The following is an 18224-nucleotide window of genomic DNA, read 5'->3' on the forward strand; positions in this document are numbered from 1 at the left end:
ATGCTGGTGGGGCGTCGCGCTCCATCGGCACTTCAAAGAACAAAACCGCAGGTGACGTCATGGCCACATCCCAACCATTACAACTGCTGGCGCCTTTGGCTGGCGTGCTGATACCGCTGGATCAAGTGCCGGACCACGTGTTTTCCAGCCGGGTGATCGGCGACGGTCTGTGCATTGATCCGACGTCGTCGACCCTTTGCGCACCGCTGGCTGGAGTGGTCAGCAACGTCCAGGCCAGCGGGCATGCCGTGAGCATTACCGATGACAACGGCGTTCAAGTGTTGCTGCACATCGGGCTCGATACGGTCAATCTTGCAGGCCAGGGGTTCACCCGCCTGGTCGAGGAAGGCCAGAGGGTTGAGGCCGGGCAGGCGCTGATCGAATTCGATGCCGATTACATCGCGCTGCACGCCCGCAGCCTGATGACCCTGATGCTGGTGGTCAGTGGCGAGTCATTCACCTGGCTGACCGCGCCAACCGGTCTCGTTGACCCCGGCCAGCCGTTGTTGAGCCTCGCCACTTGCGGGGCGACCGGCGAGGCCTCGGCGGCTGCTGAAGGCGAAAGGTTTTTCTGCGCACCACTGACATTGCCCAATCTCAATGGCCTGCATGCGCGTCCGGCGGCAGTGTTCGCTCAGGCGGCAAAAGGCTTTTCAGCAAGGATTTATCTGCACAAACAGCAGGCTGAAGCCAACGCCAAGTCATTGGTGGCGATCATGGCGTTGCAGACCGCTTTGGGTGACCGTGTGCAGGTGAGTGCGGTGGGCGAAGACGCTGAAGCCGCGATCAACACGCTGTCCCGATTACTGGCCCAGGGCTGTGGTGAAGCGGTGGATGTGAAGCCTGATGCGGTGCAGGTCGAGGCGGCCGAGCCTGAGGCCCTGACGGTCATGCGTGGGGTCTGCGCATCACCCGGTTCGGCATTGGGCCAGGTGATGCAGATCGTCGAGCCAACGCTTGACGTGAAAGAGTTCGGCGCCGGGGCGCATTTAGAGCGCGAAGCCCTCGCCAATGCATTGATCGAGGCGGATATGGCCTTGCAGCACCTGCGCGACACCGCCACGGGTGACGCGCAGGCAGACATTTTCAAGGCTCATCAGGAACTGCTCGAAGACCCGGGTCTGCTCGATCAGGCTCAAACGTTGATTGCCGAAGGCAAAAGTGCAGCGTTTGCCTGGCGCGCGGCCACGCAGGCAACAGCGACACTTTTCCAGCATCTCGGCAGTCCGTTGCTGGCCGAAAGGGCGGCGGATCTGGTCGATGTGGGCCTGCGCGTCCTCAAGCTGATCCTCGGGGTTCGTGAGAATGCGCTGGAGCTGCCGGAGGGGACCATTCTGATCGCCGATCAACTGACGCCGTCCCAGACCGCCGGGCTCGATACAAACAAAGTATTGGGGTTCGCCACGGTTGGCGGTGGAGCGACCAGTCACGTCGCGATTCTCGCCCGCGCCTGTGGCTTGCCGGCGATCTGCGGGATGCCCATGCAAATGCTGGCGTTGGTCAGTGGCTCGCGCGTGTTGCTCGATGCCGACCGGGGCGAGCTGCACATAGACCCGGATCCCCTGGCGATCAATGAATGGCAGATCAGGCATGATCAACAACGCCAGCGCCATCAACACGAACACGCAAACGCAGCGCAGGCAGCCTGTACCCGCGACGGGCATCACGTCGAGGTGACGGCCAACGTCGCTTCGCTGAGTGAGACCGAGCAGGCGATGACCCTGGGAGGCGCCGGTGTGGGGCTTTTACGTTCGGAGTTTCTTTATCTGGATCGCAATCACGCACCCACTCGCGACGAACAAGTATCGACTTACAGCGCCATCGCCCGGGCTGTGGGGCCATCGCACAATCTGGTGGTGCGCACGCTGGATGTCGGCGGCGACAAACCGCTGGCCTACGTGCCGATGGACAGCGAAACCAACCCGTTCCTGGGGCTGCGCGGGATTCGCCTGTGTCTGGAGCGCCCGCAGCTTTTGCGCGAGCAGTTCCGGGCCATCCTGGGCTGTGTCCATCTGACGCGTCTGCACATCATGTTGCCGATGGTGGCGCAGCTCTCGGAGCTGCATCTGGCTCGGCAGATGCTGGAGCAGGAAGCGCTGGCGCTGGGCCTCGTTGAACGGCCGAAGCTGGGAATCATGATCGAAGTGCCGGCGGCAGCATTGATGGCCGACGTGTTTGCGCCGCATGTGGACTTCTTTTCGATCGGCACCAACGATCTGACGCAATACACGCTGGCCATGGATCGCGATCATCCTCGTCTGGCCAGCCAGGCGGACAGCTTCCATCCCTCGGTATTGCGCCTGATTGCGATGACCGTGAAGGCTGCGCATGCCCACGGCAAATGGGTCGGCGTCTGTGGTGCGATGGCTTCTGAACGCTCGGCTGTGCCGTTGTTGCTCGGACTTGGCGTGGATGAGCTGTCAGTGAGCGTGCCGCAGATTCCGGCGATCAAAGCCGCAGTGCGCGAGTTGGATCTGCTCGACTGCAAGGCCATTGCCGAGCAGGTGCAGGGGCTTGAGAGTGCTGAAGACGTGCGCGAGGCGCTGCGTCTGTATCACGAGGCGACGGTCGATACTTTACGGGCACTGGAGAATTGAAAATGTTCGATAAATTGCAGACGGCGTTCTGGAAAGCACTGACCCCGGATCTGGTGGCAGACGAGCCGCCAGTACAGGCCGAACCTGTTGGCGGCCTGAGCACAGAGATCGTGGCGGCGCTGGGGGGAGTGGATAACCTCCAATCCCAGCAACCAGCGGCGTTGACCCGGGTGCGTGTGGCGTTGCGTGATGTATCGCGTATGGATCGTGAGGCACTGAGCAATGCCGGTGTTGCGGGCGTCATGGAACTGGAGGACGGCGTCATCCACCTGATTACGGGGCTGCGGCCATAGGGCTGTAGATGATGTGCGGCCTAAGGTCACCCTTACTGTTTCTCATCCGCAGGTGTATCGTATTCGCCTTTTACGGGCCTTCAGGGTCTGTCGCTGATACGTGAGGTAGTTGAGTTCATGTCCTTTACCCGTCGCCAAATCCTCGGTGGCCTGGCCGGTCTTGTTGTCGTTGGTGTGGGAGCGGGGGGCGCGTCGCGTTACTGGCTGGGCAAAATGGCTGACGCTCAAGCGGGGCACGACTACGAGCTGATCGCCGCGCCTTTGGACGTGGAGCTGGTGCCGGGGCACAAGACCGAGGCATGGGCGTTCGGCCCGTCGGCGCCGGGCACTGAATTGCGCGTGCGTCAGGGCGAATGGCTGCGGGTGCGTTTCATCAACCACTTGCCGGTCGCGACCACCATTCACTGGCACGGCATTCGCCTGCCGCTGGAAATGGACGGCGTGCCGTACGTTTCGCAGTTGCCGGTGTTGCCGGGTGAATACTTCGACTACAAATTTCGTGTGCCGGACGCCGGCAGCTACTGGTATCACCCGCACGTCAGCAGCAGCGAAGAGCTGGGGCGCGGGCTGGTCGGGCCGCTGATCATCGAAGAGCGCGAGCCGACCGGGTTCAAATACGAAAAGACCCTGAGCCTGAAGAACTGGCACATCGACGAAGAAGGCAATTTCGTCGAATTCAGCATTCCCCGTGAAGCAGCGCGTGGCGGCACGGCCGGGCGCCTGTCGACCATCAACGGCGTGCCAACGCCAGTGATCGAATTGCCAGCAGGGCAGATCACTCGGGTGCGACTGCTCAACCTCGACAATACCCTGACTTATCGCATCAACATTCCCGGCGTCGAAGCGCAGATCTACGCGCTGGACGGCAACCCGGTGGAGCCACGTCCGCTGGGCAAGGAATACTGGCTTGGCCCGGGCATGCGAATCTGCCTGGCGATCAAGGCGCCCGCAGCCGGTGAAGAGCTGTCCCTGCGCAACGGTCCGGTGCGTCTGGGCACCCTGCGCTCGGTGGCCAACACTGATGCTCCGACCGAGTGGCCGAAGGCCTTGCCGGCCAACCCGGTGGCCGAGCCGGACCTGGCCAATGCCGAAAAACTCAACTTCAATTTCGAATGGGTCGGTTCGGTGTCGGTCAACGTCGACAACGGCAAGCCACCGAGCCTGTGGCAGATCAACGGCAAAGCCTGGGACATCACTGACAAGACCTGTGCGGATCGGCCGATTGCCACCCTGAAACTGGGGCAGAGCTATATTTTCGAGCTGAAGAACATGACCCAGTATCAACACCCGATCCACCTGCACGGCATGAGCTTCAAGGTGATTGCGTCGAATCGGCACAAGGTCATTCCGTATTTCACCGACACCTATTTGCTGGGCAAGAACGAGCGTGCGCAAGTGGCGTTGGTGGCGGATAACCCGGGTGTGTGGATGTTCCACTGCCACGTCATCGACCACATGGAAACCGGCCTGATGGCCGCCATTGAGGTGAAGTGATGCGCCAGATTCGCCCCGCAGCGATCATCGACCGCAGCCGTGATCAGGACTTCATGCGCGAAGCCCTTTCCCTCGCCGCGCAAGGCGCCGCCCTCGGCGAAGTGCCGGTGGGCGCGGTGCTGGTGCAGGACGGCGAGATCATCGGTCGCGGCTTCAATTGCCCGATCAGCGCCAGTGACCCGAGTGCCCATGCAGAAATGGTCGCGATCCGCGCCGCCGCTCAGGCGGTGAACAACTATCGCCTGCCGGGCAGTACGCTGTACGTGACGCTGGAACCGTGCAGTATGTGCGCCGGGCTGATCGTCCATTCGCGCATTGCGCGGGTGGTGTATGGCGCACTGGAGCCTAAGGCCGGGATTGTGCAGAGCCAGGGGCAGTTTTTTACCCAGGGCTTTTTGAATCATCGGGTGGTGTATGAAGGCGGGGTGTTGGCGCAGGAGTGTGGCGTGGTGTTGACCGAGTTCTTCCGGGCCCGCCGAGCCAAACCCACTGAATAAACACAAACCCAAAAGTGGGAACGGGCTTGCTCGCGAAAGCGGTGTGTCAGGCGACTAAAATGTTGCCTGACACACCGCTTTCGCGAGCAAGCCCGCTCCCACAGGGGGGATCTCCTTTGTAGGGTAGATCGGTTTATTTCTTCGCGACAATCACTGCCCGCATCGGCGCCGGCAGGCCTTCGATGGTTTTGCTGTGATCTTCCGGATCGAGGAAGTCGCTCAGCGACTGATACTTCATCCACTCGGTGCCGCGCTGTTCCTCAACCGTTGTGGTGCTGACGTCGACACACCGAATATCAGTAAACCCGGCACGCCGCAGCCACAACTCCAGCGCCGGCACCGACGGCAGGAACCACACGTTGCGCATCTGCGCGTAGCGGTCTTCCGGCACCAGCACCTGGTGCTTGTCGCCTTCGACCACCAGGGTTTCCAGCACCAGTTCGCCACCCTTGACCAGACAGTCCTTCAGCGCCAGCAAATGCTCGATCGGCGAGCGACGGTGATAGAACACGCCCATGGAAAACACCGTGTCGAATCCTTCAAGGTTCGGTGGCAGGTCTTCAAACGGGAACGGCAGGTGCCAGGCATTCGGCTCCGACAGGTAACGCTGCACAGCCTGGAACTGGCAGAAGAACAGCCAGTTCGGATCGACGCCGATCACGCTGTCCGCACCGGCACCGAGCATGCGCCACATGTAATAACCGTTGCCGCACCCGACATCGAGGATGCGTTTGCCTTTCAGATCCAGATGCGGTGCGACTCTCGACCATTTCCAGTCCGAACGCCATTCGGTGTCGACGTGCACGCCAAACAGATCGAACGGCCCCTTGCGCCATGGCGACAAGCCCATCAGCGCGGTGTGCATTTGCGCGCGGGTTGCATCGTCGCAATCGGTGTCCAGCTTCAAGCCGTTGAGCAAATCGACGTCGCTCGGCTGGATCTTCGGCAGCGCGTCCAGCGCACTTTGCCAGCGCTCCAGATCGCCGTGGCCCTTTTCCATTTTCTTGTCGAGTTGTGCTTGCAGCGTGTTGGCCCAGTCGGCCAGCGGAGTACCTGCCAAGCGGCGGGCGAGGGGGGACAGATCAATCATGGCAAGGCAATCAACGAGGCAAAGTTAAGACACTGGAACCACGGCACGACTTTCGAGAACCCGGCGGCCAACAGGCGCTCGCGGTGTTCTTCAAGGCTGTCGGGCTTCATGACGTTTTCGATGGCGCTGCGCTTCTGGGCGATTTCCAGTTCGCTGTAGCCGTTGGCGCGTTTGAACGCGACGTGCAGATCGGTGAGCAGTTCGTGCTCTTGAACATCGTTGAAGCGCAGCTTCTCCGACAGAATCAACGCCCCGCCCGGCAGCAGCGATTGGCGGATGCGCGACAGCAACGCCGTGCGCTGATCCGGGGCGATGAATTGCAGGGTGAAGTTCAGCGCCACTACTGAAGCAGGCTGGAAGTCGAGGGCGAGAATGTCGCCTTCGATCACTTCGACTGGCAGCAACTCCTGGAACATCGAATCCTGACCGTTAAGGTATTCGCGGCAACGCTCAACCATCGCCGCCGAGTTATCCACCGCGATCACCCGGCAACCATCGGTGCGCACGTGACGGCGCAAGGCCTGAGTCACGGCGCCGAGCGAAGCACCGAGGTCGTAGAGCACGCTGTTCGGTTGGGCAAATTGCGCGGCGAGCACACCGAGGTTTTCGACGATGGTCGGGTAACCCGGCACCGAGCGCTTGATCATGTCCGGGAACACCCGCACCACGTCCTCGTTGAAGGCGAAGTCAGGCACCTGGGCCAAAGGCTGGGCGAAAATGCGATCGGGGTCTTTGCTCACGGCGGTTTCCGGCGGTGTCGGTGGAAAAGGCCGGCATTTTAGCCAAAGTGGCGCGGGGATGCTTGGGTTGTCTGATGAAACGCGGGAAAGGCCATTGAGGAAAGCTGAATGACCCTGCTCTGGGATTGAGCGAGGTCATTCATCATTTAATGCGGATTACTGAGGTTGCAGTAAGACGATGTAAGTGGACTTGCCGGAAATTTTTAACTCTTGATTACGGTTGTTGACACCCTTGAAATCAAAGCCAATCTGGTAATGCAGTTTTTCTGAGGTCACTTCGATTGCTTCTACCGTGAATGTGCCGCTTTTCGCTACATATGAGTATGAGGTAATGAAACCAGGAATAGTTCCGGTTTCAAAATAATAGGAATGTTCGAAAGGAAAGCCTGGATCGCCAACTGGATAAGTGCCGGATTTAATCGCCTTATCGAATATAAGCACCAGACCCTTTTTAGTGCGATTTGAATAATCCTGAGTATTTGCGCGAGTCACCAAAGCGATCAGGTCGCTCGCGGTGTCGGCTTCAAATTGAACAATTTGGCTCTCAAATTTTACGCGGTCTGAGACCGTTGCATATGTTTCAGCACTGACTGTGATGATGGGTTCTGCAGTGTTGGCAGAATTTGAGTTTTTGCTTTTGAAGAAGCTCATGGGATCCATCCTTGTATTAAACGGTGAGTTGTGGACGCCATGGAATGCTAGGATGGGTCAAATAAACAAACCACTGTCAGATCTGACAGGTTTTTATAATGTTTCGAGATAGAAATTGCACTTTTTAGTTAAGGTGTTCCGAATAGTCGACGTGTTTTGCCAAACGCTGAGGCTGCAATACCCCATTGTCCCAACCAATAACTGATGATGATCACGTACGGCGCCCCGTGGAAGGGCGATACGAAACGATCAATGCCGATCCGTTGAAGGCGAGGTCAGGCACCTGGGCCAAAGGCTGGGCGAAAATGCGATCGGGGTCTTTGCTCCCGGCGGTTTCCGGCGGTGTCGGTGGAAAAGGCCGGCATTTTAGCCAAAGTGGCGCGGGGATGCTTGGGTTGTCTGATAAACCGTGGGAAAGCGCCTTGAGGAAGGCTGAATGACCGGGGCCGAAGCGTATCGTCTGGTCATTCATTATTTGAAGCTGATTACACAGGTCGCAGTAATACGATGTAAGTGGAGTCGCCCGCGATTCTCAGTTCCTGATTACGTGCATTGACACCCATGAAATTAAACTTAAATCGGTAATGTAGTTTCTCGGGAGTGGCCTGCATGACCTCTACAGTGAAAGTTCCGCTTTTTGCATAGTAGTTGAAAGAGGTAGTCGCGCCAGAGATGACCCCCGCTTCACCGTAATAGGCCTTCTGGAAAGGAAACTCAGGATCAGTAACAGAGTAGGTGCCAGGCTCAATGTTCCTATCGAACGTGAGCCCAATGCTTTTTGCACTTTGATAGGTGGGACCCCCGGCGTTTGCATGAGTCACCAGCGAAATCTGACTACTCGCAGGATTGGCGTGGAACTCAGCAAATTGGCTGTTGAATTCGACTCAACTGTTACAGCGCTGACTGTGATGACGGTATCCTCAGCGTTGGCAGCCGTGGCGCGTTTGAAAAAACTCATGAGATGCTTCCTTGTATTCAACGGGTGGTCGGAGATGACCACTGAATACTAGGGGAAAGGAGAAAATCCGAACTACTGTCAGATCTGACAGTTGTTTATAACGGTTTGGAATTATTTGCGGAGTTTATAGATATAAATTTTTACTTTAACCGTCCTTCGTATTAAACGCCGAGGCGGCAATACACCATTGTCCCAACCAGTAGCTGAGGATGATCACGTAGGGGGCTGGGTGAAATGGCGACACGAAGCGATCTATGCCGATCACGCTGTCGGAGAACACGAACGCCAGGGCACCGGCGGCGGCCAACAATGCCGAGCGCTTGGGCACATCGGTGCCGAGGCGGGCGAGGGCGCGCCAGAGCATGGCGCTGATCGCGGTGCCGTAAACAATCACCGGCACCAGCAAAGGCCCCAGCCCACTGGAAATCAGAATCCCCAGCAGCACCGCGCCGACGGCGACAGCGAGCACCAACGGCAACAGCGCCAGACGTTTGCAGTCGCTGAGGTAAGCCTTGAGATAAGCCAGGTGCGCGACCAGAAATGCACCGAGGCCGAACACAAACAAATCACCCGGCCAGGCCAGCAACACATCACCGAGCAGAGAGAAAATCAGACCGAGGCTGATCCAGCGCCGATAGTCGCTGGGTGGCGCGTCGTGCAGCCAGCCGAGCAGCGCCAGCACCGGTAACGGTTTGACCAACAGGCAGAGCAGCGCCGCATGGGTGCTCAGGCCATAGAGAAAGGTCACCGCGCCCATCAGCGCCAGAATCAGCCAGCCCACGATCAGTTCACCGATATCGCACAGTCAAAGGTTTCCACCGGCAACACTTCTGGTGCCCAAGGCTGTTGCGACGTCAGGCGCAGGCGCCCGGTGCCGGCAGCGAACGCCTGGAAGCGCCAAGTGGAAAGCCCGGCTGCACCGACGACGCCGGCATCTTCGGGGTTGCTGTAAACCTCGGGGCTGAGCGCGCGTAACACGCCACCGGCCGAATCCTGAATGGCCCAGCGATAACCGGTGGTCGGGTTGCTTGGCAGCATCACGATAAGGTTTTGCCCGATGGTGAGCCGCACGGGGCATTCGCTTTGTTTTTCCACGGTCACGTTATGTTTCGGCTGCGTGGCGCAAGCGGCCAGCAAGGAAAGGGCGAGGGGGACAAACAGGCGAGTGGGGGACATAAGATCGGCGGCTCCGGCGTTGGCGACGAACGGCGAGCATAACTGAAGATGAGACAAAGTGTGACGGTCGGGGCGGGTTTCGACTGTGCCGACGCTTTCGCGAGCAAGCCCGCGCCCACAATGGCCGGTGGTGATCACAAACCTTGTGGTCATCACCCAACCCTGTGGGCGCGGGCTTGCTCGCGAAAGGGGAATTTCGGGCTCTAAAGAACTATCAGAAGAGCACCTTCGCCACATCCGCAAACCGCTTGGCGAAGTGCACGGTAATGCCTTCCTTCAAGTAGTCCGGCAGTTCCTCGAAGTTGCCACGGTTCGGCTCCGGCAAGATCAGTTCGAAAATCTTCTGTCTTCTTGCCGCAATTACCTTCTCGCGTACCCCGCCAATCGGCAGTACGTGCCCGGTCAGGGTCAGTTCACCGGTCATCGCCACGCCTTTTTTCGGCGCTTGATTGCGTGCGAGCGAGAGCAGGGCGCTGGCCATGGTCACGCCGGCGCTCGGGCCGTCCTTCGGTGTGGCGCCTTCCGGTACGTGCAGGTGGACGAAGGCTTCGTCGAAGAATTTCGGATCGCCGCCAAACGACTTCAGGTGCGAACTGACGTAGCTGTAGGCGATTTGCGCCGACTCCTTCATCACATCGCCCAGTTGCCCGGTGAGTTTGAAGCCGCGATTGAGCGTGTGAATGCGCGTGGCTTCGATCGGCAATGTGGCGCCGCCCATGCTGGTCCACGCCAGGCCGGTGATGACACCGGTGCCGGACAGCACCTGCTCATTGCGGAACACCGGATGGCCGAGTGAGGCTTCCAGGTCTTTGGGCCCGAGCTTGATTACCGCTTTGGGGTCGTCGATCAGTTTCATCACCGCTTTGCGCACCAGTTTGCCCAGTTGTTTTTCCAACTGACGCACCCCGGCTTCACGAGCGTAACCGTCGATCAAGGCCTTGAGCGCGCTGTCGCTGATGCTCAGGCTGCCCTTAGACACGCCAGCCTTCTCCAGCAGTTTCGGCCACAGGTGACGCTTGGCGATGGCGACTTTTTCTTCGGTGATGTAGCCCGACAGGCGAATCACTTCCATCCGGTCGAGCAGCGGGCCGGGAATCGAGTCGAGGGTGTTGGCAGTGCAGACGAACAGGACTTTCGACAGGTCCATGCGCAGGTCGAGGTAGTGGTCGAGGAATTCGACGTTCTGCTCAGGGTCGAGGGTTTCCAGCAGCGCCGAGGCCGGGTCGCCCTGGTAGCTCTGGCCCATCTTGTCGATCTCGTCGAGCATGATCACCGGATTCATCACTTCGACGTCTTTGAGCGCCTGCACCAGTTTGCCCGGCTGCGCGCCGATGTAGGTGCGGCGGTGGCCCTTGATCTCGGCCTCGTCGCGCATGCCGCCGAGGCTGAAACGGTAGAACGGTCGGCCGAGGGATTCGGCGATGGATTTGCCAACGCTGGTTTTACCCACACCCGGCGGGCCGACCAGCAGCACGATGGAGCCGCTGATCTCGCCTTTATAAGCACCGACCGCGAGAAACTCGAGGATGCGATCCTTGATGTCGTCGAGGCCGGCATGGTGTTTGTCGAGGACTTTGCGCGCGTGCTTGAGGTCGAGTTTGTCCTCGCCGTACACACCCCAAGGCACCGAGGTCGCCCAGTCGAGGTAGTTGCGGGTGACCGCGTACTCAGGCGAGCCGGTTTCGAGGATCGACAGTTTGTGCATTTCTTCTTCGAGGCGTTTCTGCACCTGCGCCGGCAGGACTTTGCCTTCCAGGCGTTGCTCGAACTGTTCGAGGTCGGCGCTGCGGTCGTCCTTGGTCAGGCCCAGTTCCTGCTGGATGACCTTGAGTTGTTCCTTGAGGAAGAACTCGCGCTGATGTTCGCCGATCTTGCGGTTAACTTCCGCCGAGATTTCTTTTTGCAGGCGCGCGACTTCGACTTCCTTGCGCAGCATCGGCAGGACTTTTTCCATGCGCTTGAGCATGGGCACGCAGTCGAGCACTTCTTGCAGTTCGGGGCCGGTGGCCGAGGTCAGGGCGGCGGCGAAGTCGGTCAGTGGCGACGGATCGTTGGGGCTGAAGCGGTTGAGGTAGTTTTTCAGCTCTTCGCTGTACAGCGGGTTGAGCGGCAGCAGTTCCTTGATCGCGTTGATCAGCGCCATGCCGTAGGCCTTGACCTCGTCGGTCGGCTCGGTGGGCTGATGCGGGTATTCGACTTCGACCAGGTACGGCGGGCGGTGGTGTTTGAGCCAGGTTTTGATGCGCACACGGCTCAGGCCTTGGGCGACGAACTGGAGTTTGCCGTTTTCACGGCTGGCGTGGTGCACCTTGACCAGCGTGCCGTACTCGGGGAGGGCCTGGGTGTTGAAGTGGCGCGGGTCTTCCTGGGGGGAGTCCATGAAGAACAGGGCCAGGGAGTGATGTTCGGATTTGCTGACCAGTTCGAGGGTTTCGGCCCAGGGTTCTTCGTTGACGATGACCGGCAGGACTTGGGCCGGGAAGAACGGGCGGTTGTGGATCGGGATGATGTAGACCTTGTCCGGCAGGTTCTGGCCGGGCAGGGCCAGGCCTTTGCCGGCGGCGTGGTGTTCGATGTTGTCGGTTTCGGTGAAGTCTTCTGGGATGTCCGGGAATTCTTGCTGGTCGCTCATGGGGCACCTGCGCAATGGGGTATGGGTCTTAGATGGGGCAGGGCTTGGGTGGTTTCAATGGGGGCTGGTGTTTCTGCTTGTGTGTTCAGGGTTTTGACAGGGTTGGCTTTTTTGACGCAATCTGAGGTGGCAGCTGTACGCGGGTTCGCGGACCGATAACTGAGAAATCGGCATACCTGAGACTGTCAGAAATTTTGTGTTCGGGCATAACATGTTGAAAAGGAGCATGTATGCCGACCAAAAAGAAACCGGCCTCGGAGGTCAAACCCCAGTTTCCTTCGATCCCGAAAGAGCTGATTGATCAGTTCGTTAAAGGCCCAATGAGCGCCGAAGCGATTCAGGATGCGTCGATGGCGTTCAAAAAGGCGCTTATCGAGCGAGCCCTTGGCGCGGAGCTGGGTCAACACCTTGGCTACCCTCAGGGCGCGGAGCGCCCTGAGGGGGCGAGTAATCAGCGCAACGGCTCGAGTGGCAAGACCATACTGACCGACGATGGCCCGCTTCGTCTGGACATTCCCAGGGATCGCGATGGCAGTTTCTCTCCAATCCTGATCCCCAAACATGAGCGTCGTTTTACCGGCTTCGACGACAAGATCATTGCCATGTACGCCCGTGGCATGACCGTCCGCGAGATTCGGGCGTTCCTCTCGGAACAGTACGGGACTGACGTTTCCCATGATTTCATCAGCTCGGTCACCGACGCGGTGCTGGAGGAAGTTGCTGCGTGGCAGCAACGCCCACTTGAGCCGATGTATCCGGTGATTTTCTTCGATGCTCTGCGGGTCAAAATCCGTGAGGAAGGACTGGTTCGCAACAAGGCAATCTACCTGGCTTTAGGTGTATTACCGGACGGCACCCGAGATATCTTAGGGATCTGGATCGAAAACACTGAGGGAGCCAAGTTCTGGATGAAGGTTTTTAACGACCTTAAAACCCGTGGCGTCGAGGATGTATTGATCGCTGTAACTGATGGCCTTAAAGGCATGCCAGAAGCCTTGAACGCGGTGTTTCCGACGACGACCTTGCAAACCTGCATCGTGCACCTGATTCGTAACAGCCTTGATTACGCCGCCTGGGACAAGCGTCGCGAGTTGGCCAAAGCCCTGAAACCGGTTTATCAGGCACTGAATGTCGAAGCGGCCGAGCACGCTCTTAACGCATTTGAAGCTGGGCCTTGGGGCAAACAATACCCCACCGTCGTAGCCGCTTGGAGACGCGCCTGGGATCGAGTCATCCCGTTTTTCGTCTTCCCGCCAGCCATCCGAAAAGTGATCTACACCACCAATGCCATCGAGAGCATCAATTCTCAGTTGCGCAAGATCATCAAGACAAGAGGCCACATCCCGACTGACGATGCAGCGACGAAGCTGATCTGGCTGGCACTGCAAAATATCACTGCCAATTGGGGCAGCGCGGCGCACGACTGGAAGACAGCAATGAATCAGTTTGCGATTCTTTATGGAGATCGATTTACCAGGTTGAACTGGTGAAAGAAGGGCTTGCCTTACGGCAGGCCGTTACCGGCCCGCACACAAAAAATCTGACACTCCCAGCCATTCGGCAATCTCGGCATACCCGAAGGTATCCCGCGCACAGCCACCATCAAACCAAACCAAACCAAAAGCACCTGAGCGCTTCAGTTTGGGCCGGCGATTATGCATCAAATCGAATGAACTGCTCGGGCCGCGACGCCCGCTCGCTGAATTTGCAGCGAGCCTGCGAGCCTATCCACCCGATTTCCGAAGCACAACCGACGCGACTTGTCGGAAATCTCCCACCAAACGCTGATGCTGTAGGACATCCCCAATCCCTCTGTAGGAGCAGCCTTCGGCAGCGCCTACAGGGGGCGTGACAGTGGTGGGGTTTTTCGTTTGTGCATCAAGTGGGCTTACGCCAGCCGACTACAACCGCAACCCCCTCAACCGTGATAGCGCACTACATAACCCTTATAGCCTGTGGAGGAAAACGTAGGCCCACACACAACGATGCGCTGATCTTTCATGACGACACAGTCCGTGAGCGTTGGACTCCCTTGTGGATTTCTGTAGACAGCCCAGCCTGTTTTGTTGAACGACATGTCTGGAGCAGCGTCAACCAGATAACGAGCGATCAGGATGGAAGGATCTTGACCTACGAAGGCACCGCCACCCGATCCGCTGACGAGGAGTGCGCTATTTGTCTGCCATGCACAATAGTGCCATCTCACGCCTTCTGGCAGCATGTCGGAATACAAGGTTTTGCCGCCATTGAAGACAAGGTTGGCAGAGCCTCCTGGGTTCAGAACGGTGATCCAGCCCTTGCCGATACGTTCTCGAGTCAGCTCCCCGACAACGGCGATTGCGCCGTCAGCCTTTCTCACGGCGAGCGCTTCTACCCAACTCCAACCGTTGCCGGCAGTCAGGGGGATAGTTGCAATACCTTGGTCGGCAAATCCGCTATCCGGTTGGCCATTTTCCAGATAGCGCGCTACATAGATTCCGTACGTGGCGTTCTCATCCAATGGTTGGAATGTACCGGCGACCAGGACTTTTCCGTCTTCTTGCACTACAAGGGCCTGGACTCCGTTGTACTGATGCTCAATCGCGCTGAGTTCGATCAGCGTAAATCCCTTGCCATTGAAGGATGTGTCTAATTCGCCATTCCGGTGGAGGCGAACCACGATTCCCCTCAAGTCATAGGCAGAATCCGAGACGTGATCGATCAACACGATTTTTCCGTCGGGCAATACGACGGAGGAAGGCGCCGCAGACCCTGCGTTGCCGCTCGACTGTTGAAGGGGGTTCGGATCCTGTGCCCGTTTGGCCAGAATGGCGGCCAGAGCTTGCTCATCGGGAACGGCGAGTTTCTGGGTGTCAACGTAGACTATGCCGTTGTCGCCAAAGTCGGGATCGGGTGTGCCATCTACGAGCAGGCGGACGACGACCTCATAACCGTAGGAGAAATGCTCGTCTACCGCTCGCAGGACCTGGCCTGTGAGGATCCATCCTCCAGCGGGATGTGAGGCCAGCACGGGAATCGAAAACTCTTCATTTTTTGCAAAATGGATTTCGACAGAACCGCCAACGCCAAATGTTTCGTCCGGTGTTCCGTCAGCGTTCAATTGTGTTAGTACGGCGGGTCCGCGACGCGTCGATGGCTCTTCGGCAATGAGCAATTTGCCATCGGCAAGTTCGAGCATTGACTCTGGACTGTTGCCTGTCCGCCCCTTGATCGGCCAGCCGACCGCCCCATCAACACCAAAAAGAGGGTCGAGTGTGCCCGGTTCATTGATTGCCTGTGACTGATTCATGATCGGTGTCCTTGTGTGGAGGCGAATGCCTTTGCAACGCCAATGGAACACCTGGGGGGAGTTGCTGACACCTGTCAGAATTGACAGTTCTACAGTCTTTTAAAGCCAGATTAGTGGCTTTAGGGGGCAGGGAGGGGTGGAAAACAGAAATCTCGAAGGGGCGGACAGGGTTCGGCCCGGCGGGTATTTTTCAGATTGTCCGCCTGCGGTCGAATCTGCTGCGCAGGTAAATGGCGTGCACAAAAAAGGCGATGTCCCTCACGAGACATCGCCTTTGTTTTACCGCCGATAAAGCTTATTCCGGCAGTTTGTACGCAATCACATAGTCACCCATCTTGGTGCCCAGCGAGCCGTGGCCGCCGACAACCAGCAGGACGTATTGTTTGCCGTCCTTGCCGGTGTAGGTCATCGGAGTCGCTTGACCACCTGCTGGCAGACGCGCTTTCCACAACTCTTTACCGGAGTTGACGTCGTAGGCGCGCAGGTACTGGTCGAGGGTGCCGCTGAGGAAGCCGACGCCGCCGGCCGTCACGATCGAGCCGCCCATGCTGGGCACGCCGAGGGTGAAGCCGATCGGGATGGGCGAGCTGTCGCGGCTGGTGCCGTTCTTGCGTTTCCACACGACTTTGCCGGTGGTCAGGTCGATACCGGCGACGTAGCCCCAGGCCGGGGCCTGGCACGGTACGCCGAGTGGCGACATGAACGGGTGCATGATCACCGCGTAAGGCGCGCCGGTGTTCGGTTGCACGCCGGCGGTTTCGCTCTCGCGTTTGCTGCCGGCGGCGACTTGCGCGCGTGGCACCATTTTCGAAACGAAGGCCATGTAGTTCGGGCTGGTGAAGAGCATCTGGCGAACCGGATCGACCGACACGCCGCCCCAGTTGAACACACCGACGTTACCCGGGTAGATCAGGCTGCCCTGTTCGGACGGCGGGGTGTACTGGCCTTCATAACGCAGTTCCTTGAACTGGATGCGGCACAGCATCTGGTCGAACGGGCTGGCGCCCCACATGGCTTTTTCGGTCAGTTCCGGGGCCAGCAGGTTGAGGTCCGAACGGGCCTGGGTCGGTGCGGTGTGGTCGCCTTTCACGGCGCCTTGCGGTACCGGGATTTCGCGGATCGGGATGATCGGCGTGCCGTCACGACGGTCGAGGACGTACAGGCTGCCCTGTTTGGTCGGAGCGATCAGCGCCGGTTTCACGCCGTCGGCGGTTTTCATGTCGAGCAGGGTTGGCTGGCTGCCAACGTCCATGTCCCACAGGTCATGGTGGGTGAACTGGTAGTTCCAGCGCACTTTACCGGTGGCCAGGTCCAGAGCAACGACACCGGCGCTGAATTTCTCGGCGCCCGGGGTGCGGTCAGCGCCCCATTGGTCTGGAGTCTGGTTGCCCAGTGGCAGGTAAACCATGCCGAGTTTTTCGTCGACACTGGCCAGCGACCACATGTTGGCCGAGTTGCGGCTGTAGGTTTCGCCCGGTGCCAAAGGTTCGGTGGCGTCTGGCTTGTCGCTGTCCCAGTTCCACACCAGGTGCCCGTCGCGCACGTCGAAGGCGCGGATCACGCCCGATGGCTCGTTGGTCGACTCGTTGTCGGTGACGTGACCGCCCATGATCACCAGATCACGGGTAATCGCGGCAGGCGAGGTGGAGTAGTAACCACCGGCGGTGAACGGGCCGATGCCTTGTGTCAGGTCAACCACACCGTTTTTACCGAAGCCTTCGCAGATTTTGCCGGTGTCGGCGTTCAGCGCGATCAGGCGCGCATCAGCGGTTGGCAGGTACAGACGACGCGGGCAGGCCTGGGCAACGGCTTTGCCGGCTTCGGAAATCACCGCCGAGGCTGCGTTTTCAGACTTGGCGTAAGCGGCTTCGTCGTAGTACGACACGCCACGGCAAGTCATGTGGGCGAAGCCTTTGAAGCCGACCGGGCTTTTGATCTGCGGGTCGAAGCGCCACAGTTCCTTGCCGGTGTCCGGGTCCAGTGCCAGCACTTTGCTGTGCGCGGTGCAGGCATAGATCATGCCGTTGGCTTTGAGCGGAGTGTTTTCGTTGGTCAGCTCAACCGGGTCATCAGCGGTCGGCAGGTCGCCGGTCTGGATGCGCCAGGCTTCTTGCAGCTTGCCGACGTTGGCCGGGGTGATCTGCTTCAACGGCGAGTAACGATCACCGAATTCGCTGCGGCCGTAGGCCTGCCAGTCGCCATCAGGCATGGCTGGCGCGGTGCTGGTCATGTCGGCAGTGTCGCGGCCCAGTTCGCCGAAGGTTTCGCCCGGGTGGGTGAACAGGCTGGCCAGAGCGGTGACGCCGGCCAGAACCACGGCCACGGTCAAACCGCCGGTGCCCATCGGCGCAGGGCCTGCGAGCAGCAATGGACGACGCAACCACGGCAGCAGCATGACGAAGCCCAGAACAAACCACAGCGCCAGACGCGGCACCAGTTGCCACCAGTCCAGACCGACTTCCCACAAGGCCCAAACAGTGCTGGCGAACAGCACGATGGCGTACAGGCCCAGCGCTGCGCGACGTCGCAGCAGCATCAGAATGCCGGTCAGGGCGATGCCGATACCGGCCAGCAGGTAGTAAAGCGAGCCGCCCAGCATGCTCAGTTTGACTCCCCCGGCCAGCATGGCCAGGCCCATCAGTAGAAGCAGAATGCCGAGCAGGCTCGGTAGCAGACGGCCTCGACTCGAAGCACTTTCGGTGCTCATAGTGTGAATCTCCGTGACGTTTATGTAGTCCCGCGCTGTAGTCACTTTAGATGACGATTGGACGTGGGCATGGTTCAGATAAAAACTTGTCTGGCTAACT

Annotated in this window: 13 protein-coding genes and 2 pseudogenes; 5 read left to right on the forward strand and 10 right to left on the reverse strand. The window is 59.1% G+C overall.

All coding sequences use genetic code 11. The features are described from left to right. Positions 1 to 59: 59 nt before the first annotated feature. The 4 genes from ptsP (at position 60) to tadA (ending at position 4881) form a co-directional block, all read left to right on the forward strand. Positions 60 to 2597 carry a phosphoenolpyruvate--protein phosphotransferase gene (gene ptsP / locus AACY18_RS20140; RefSeq protein WP_339465878.1) on the forward strand — a complete coding sequence of 846 codons (2538 nt, stop codon included), beginning with the start codon at positions 60 to 62 and terminating at the stop codon, positions 2595 to 2597. A 2-nt stretch (positions 2598 to 2599) separates the two neighbouring features. Further along, entirely contained in the window at positions 2600 to 2890 is a 291-nt protein-coding gene (locus AACY18_RS20145; RefSeq protein WP_339432846.1) for a PTS glucose transporter subunit IIB, read from the forward strand. A 117-nt stretch (positions 2891 to 3007) separates the two neighbouring features. Beyond that, entirely contained in the window at positions 3008 to 4384 is a 1377-nt protein-coding gene (locus tag AACY18_RS20150; protein ID WP_339432847.1) for a multicopper oxidase family protein, read from the forward strand. Continuing rightward, complete coding sequence (gene tadA / locus AACY18_RS20155; RefSeq protein WP_339465879.1) at positions 4384 to 4881, forward strand: tRNA adenosine(34) deaminase TadA; 498 nt, start codon at positions 4384 to 4386, stop codon at positions 4879 to 4881. The genes AACY18_RS20150 and tadA overlap by 1 nt, the downstream gene beginning before the upstream one ends. Positions 4882 to 5014: 133 nt before the next feature. Here the strand turns inward: tadA and cmoB are convergent, their stop codons facing one another. The 8 genes and pseudogenes from cmoB to lon all read right to left on the reverse strand — a co-directional run bounded on the left by cmoB (position 5015) and on the right by lon (position 12128). Next, positions 5015 to 5971, reverse strand: coding sequence for a tRNA 5-methoxyuridine(34)/uridine 5-oxyacetic acid(34) synthase CmoB (cmoB, locus tag AACY18_RS20160; protein ID WP_339465880.1), 957 nt, complete (start codon positions 5969 to 5971; stop codon positions 5015 to 5017). After that, positions 5968 to 6711: a carboxy-S-adenosyl-L-methionine synthase CmoA gene (gene cmoA, locus AACY18_RS20165; protein ID WP_339432850.1), complete on the reverse strand. Its 744-nt coding sequence runs from the start codon at positions 6709 to 6711 to the stop codon at positions 5968 to 5970. The genes cmoB and cmoA overlap by 4 nt, the downstream gene beginning before the upstream one ends. Positions 6712 to 6867: 156 nt before the next feature. Beyond that, positions 6868 to 7362 (reverse strand): hypothetical protein, encoded by a 495-nt coding sequence (locus AACY18_RS20170; protein ID WP_339432851.1) that lies wholly within the window; start codon positions 7360 to 7362, stop codon positions 6868 to 6870. Positions 7363 to 7490: 128 nt separating this feature from the next. Continuing rightward, a pseudogene (locus AACY18_RS20175) lies at positions 7491 to 7622 on the reverse strand (lysoplasmalogenase); the annotation flags it as partial. Between the two features lie 2 nt (positions 7623 to 7624). After that, positions 7625 to 7727 (reverse strand): annotated as a pseudogene (locus AACY18_RS28185) (carboxy-S-adenosyl-L-methionine synthase CmoA); the annotation flags it as partial. Positions 7728 to 8465: 738 nt separating this feature from the next. Then, positions 8466 to 9101: a lysoplasmalogenase gene (locus AACY18_RS20180; protein WP_339432853.1), complete on the reverse strand. Its 636-nt coding sequence runs from the start codon at positions 9099 to 9101 to the stop codon at positions 8466 to 8468. A gap of 2 nt (positions 9102 to 9103) precedes the next feature. Next, a complete protein-coding gene (locus AACY18_RS20185; protein ID WP_339432854.1) occupies positions 9104 to 9496 on the reverse strand; it encodes a protease inhibitor I42 family protein in 393 nt (130 codons plus the stop codon). Positions 9497 to 9710: 214 nt separating this feature from the next. Continuing rightward, positions 9711 to 12128 carry an endopeptidase La gene (gene lon / locus AACY18_RS20190; protein ID WP_339465881.1) on the reverse strand — a complete coding sequence of 806 codons (2418 nt, stop codon included), beginning with the start codon at positions 12126 to 12128 and terminating at the stop codon, positions 9711 to 9713. A 230-nt stretch (positions 12129 to 12358) separates the two neighbouring features. Between lon and AACY18_RS20195 the strand changes: the two genes are divergently transcribed. Further along, on the forward strand, positions 12359 to 13618 hold the full coding sequence (locus tag AACY18_RS20195) for an IS256 family transposase (protein ID WP_339465882.1): 1260 nt from the start codon (positions 12359 to 12361) through the stop codon (positions 13616 to 13618). A 428-nt stretch (positions 13619 to 14046) separates the two neighbouring features. Here the strand turns inward: AACY18_RS20195 and AACY18_RS20200 are convergent, their stop codons facing one another. Both AACY18_RS20200 and AACY18_RS20205 read right to left on the reverse strand, forming a co-directional pair. Then, positions 14047 to 15417 (reverse strand): hypothetical protein, encoded by a 1371-nt coding sequence (locus AACY18_RS20200; protein ID WP_339465883.1) that lies wholly within the window; start codon positions 15415 to 15417, stop codon positions 14047 to 14049. A gap of 295 nt (positions 15418 to 15712) precedes the next feature. Next, entirely contained in the window at positions 15713 to 18124 is a 2412-nt protein-coding gene (locus tag AACY18_RS20205) for a glucose/quinate/shikimate family membrane-bound PQQ-dependent dehydrogenase (RefSeq protein WP_339465885.1), read from the reverse strand. Positions 18125 to 18224 lie beyond the last annotated feature (100 nt).

This window comes from Pseudomonas sp. EA_65y_Pfl2_P74 (genome assembly GCF_963970575.1).
Classification (GTDB): domain Bacteria; phylum Pseudomonadota; class Gammaproteobacteria; order Pseudomonadales; family Pseudomonadaceae; genus Aquipseudomonas; species Aquipseudomonas baetica_A.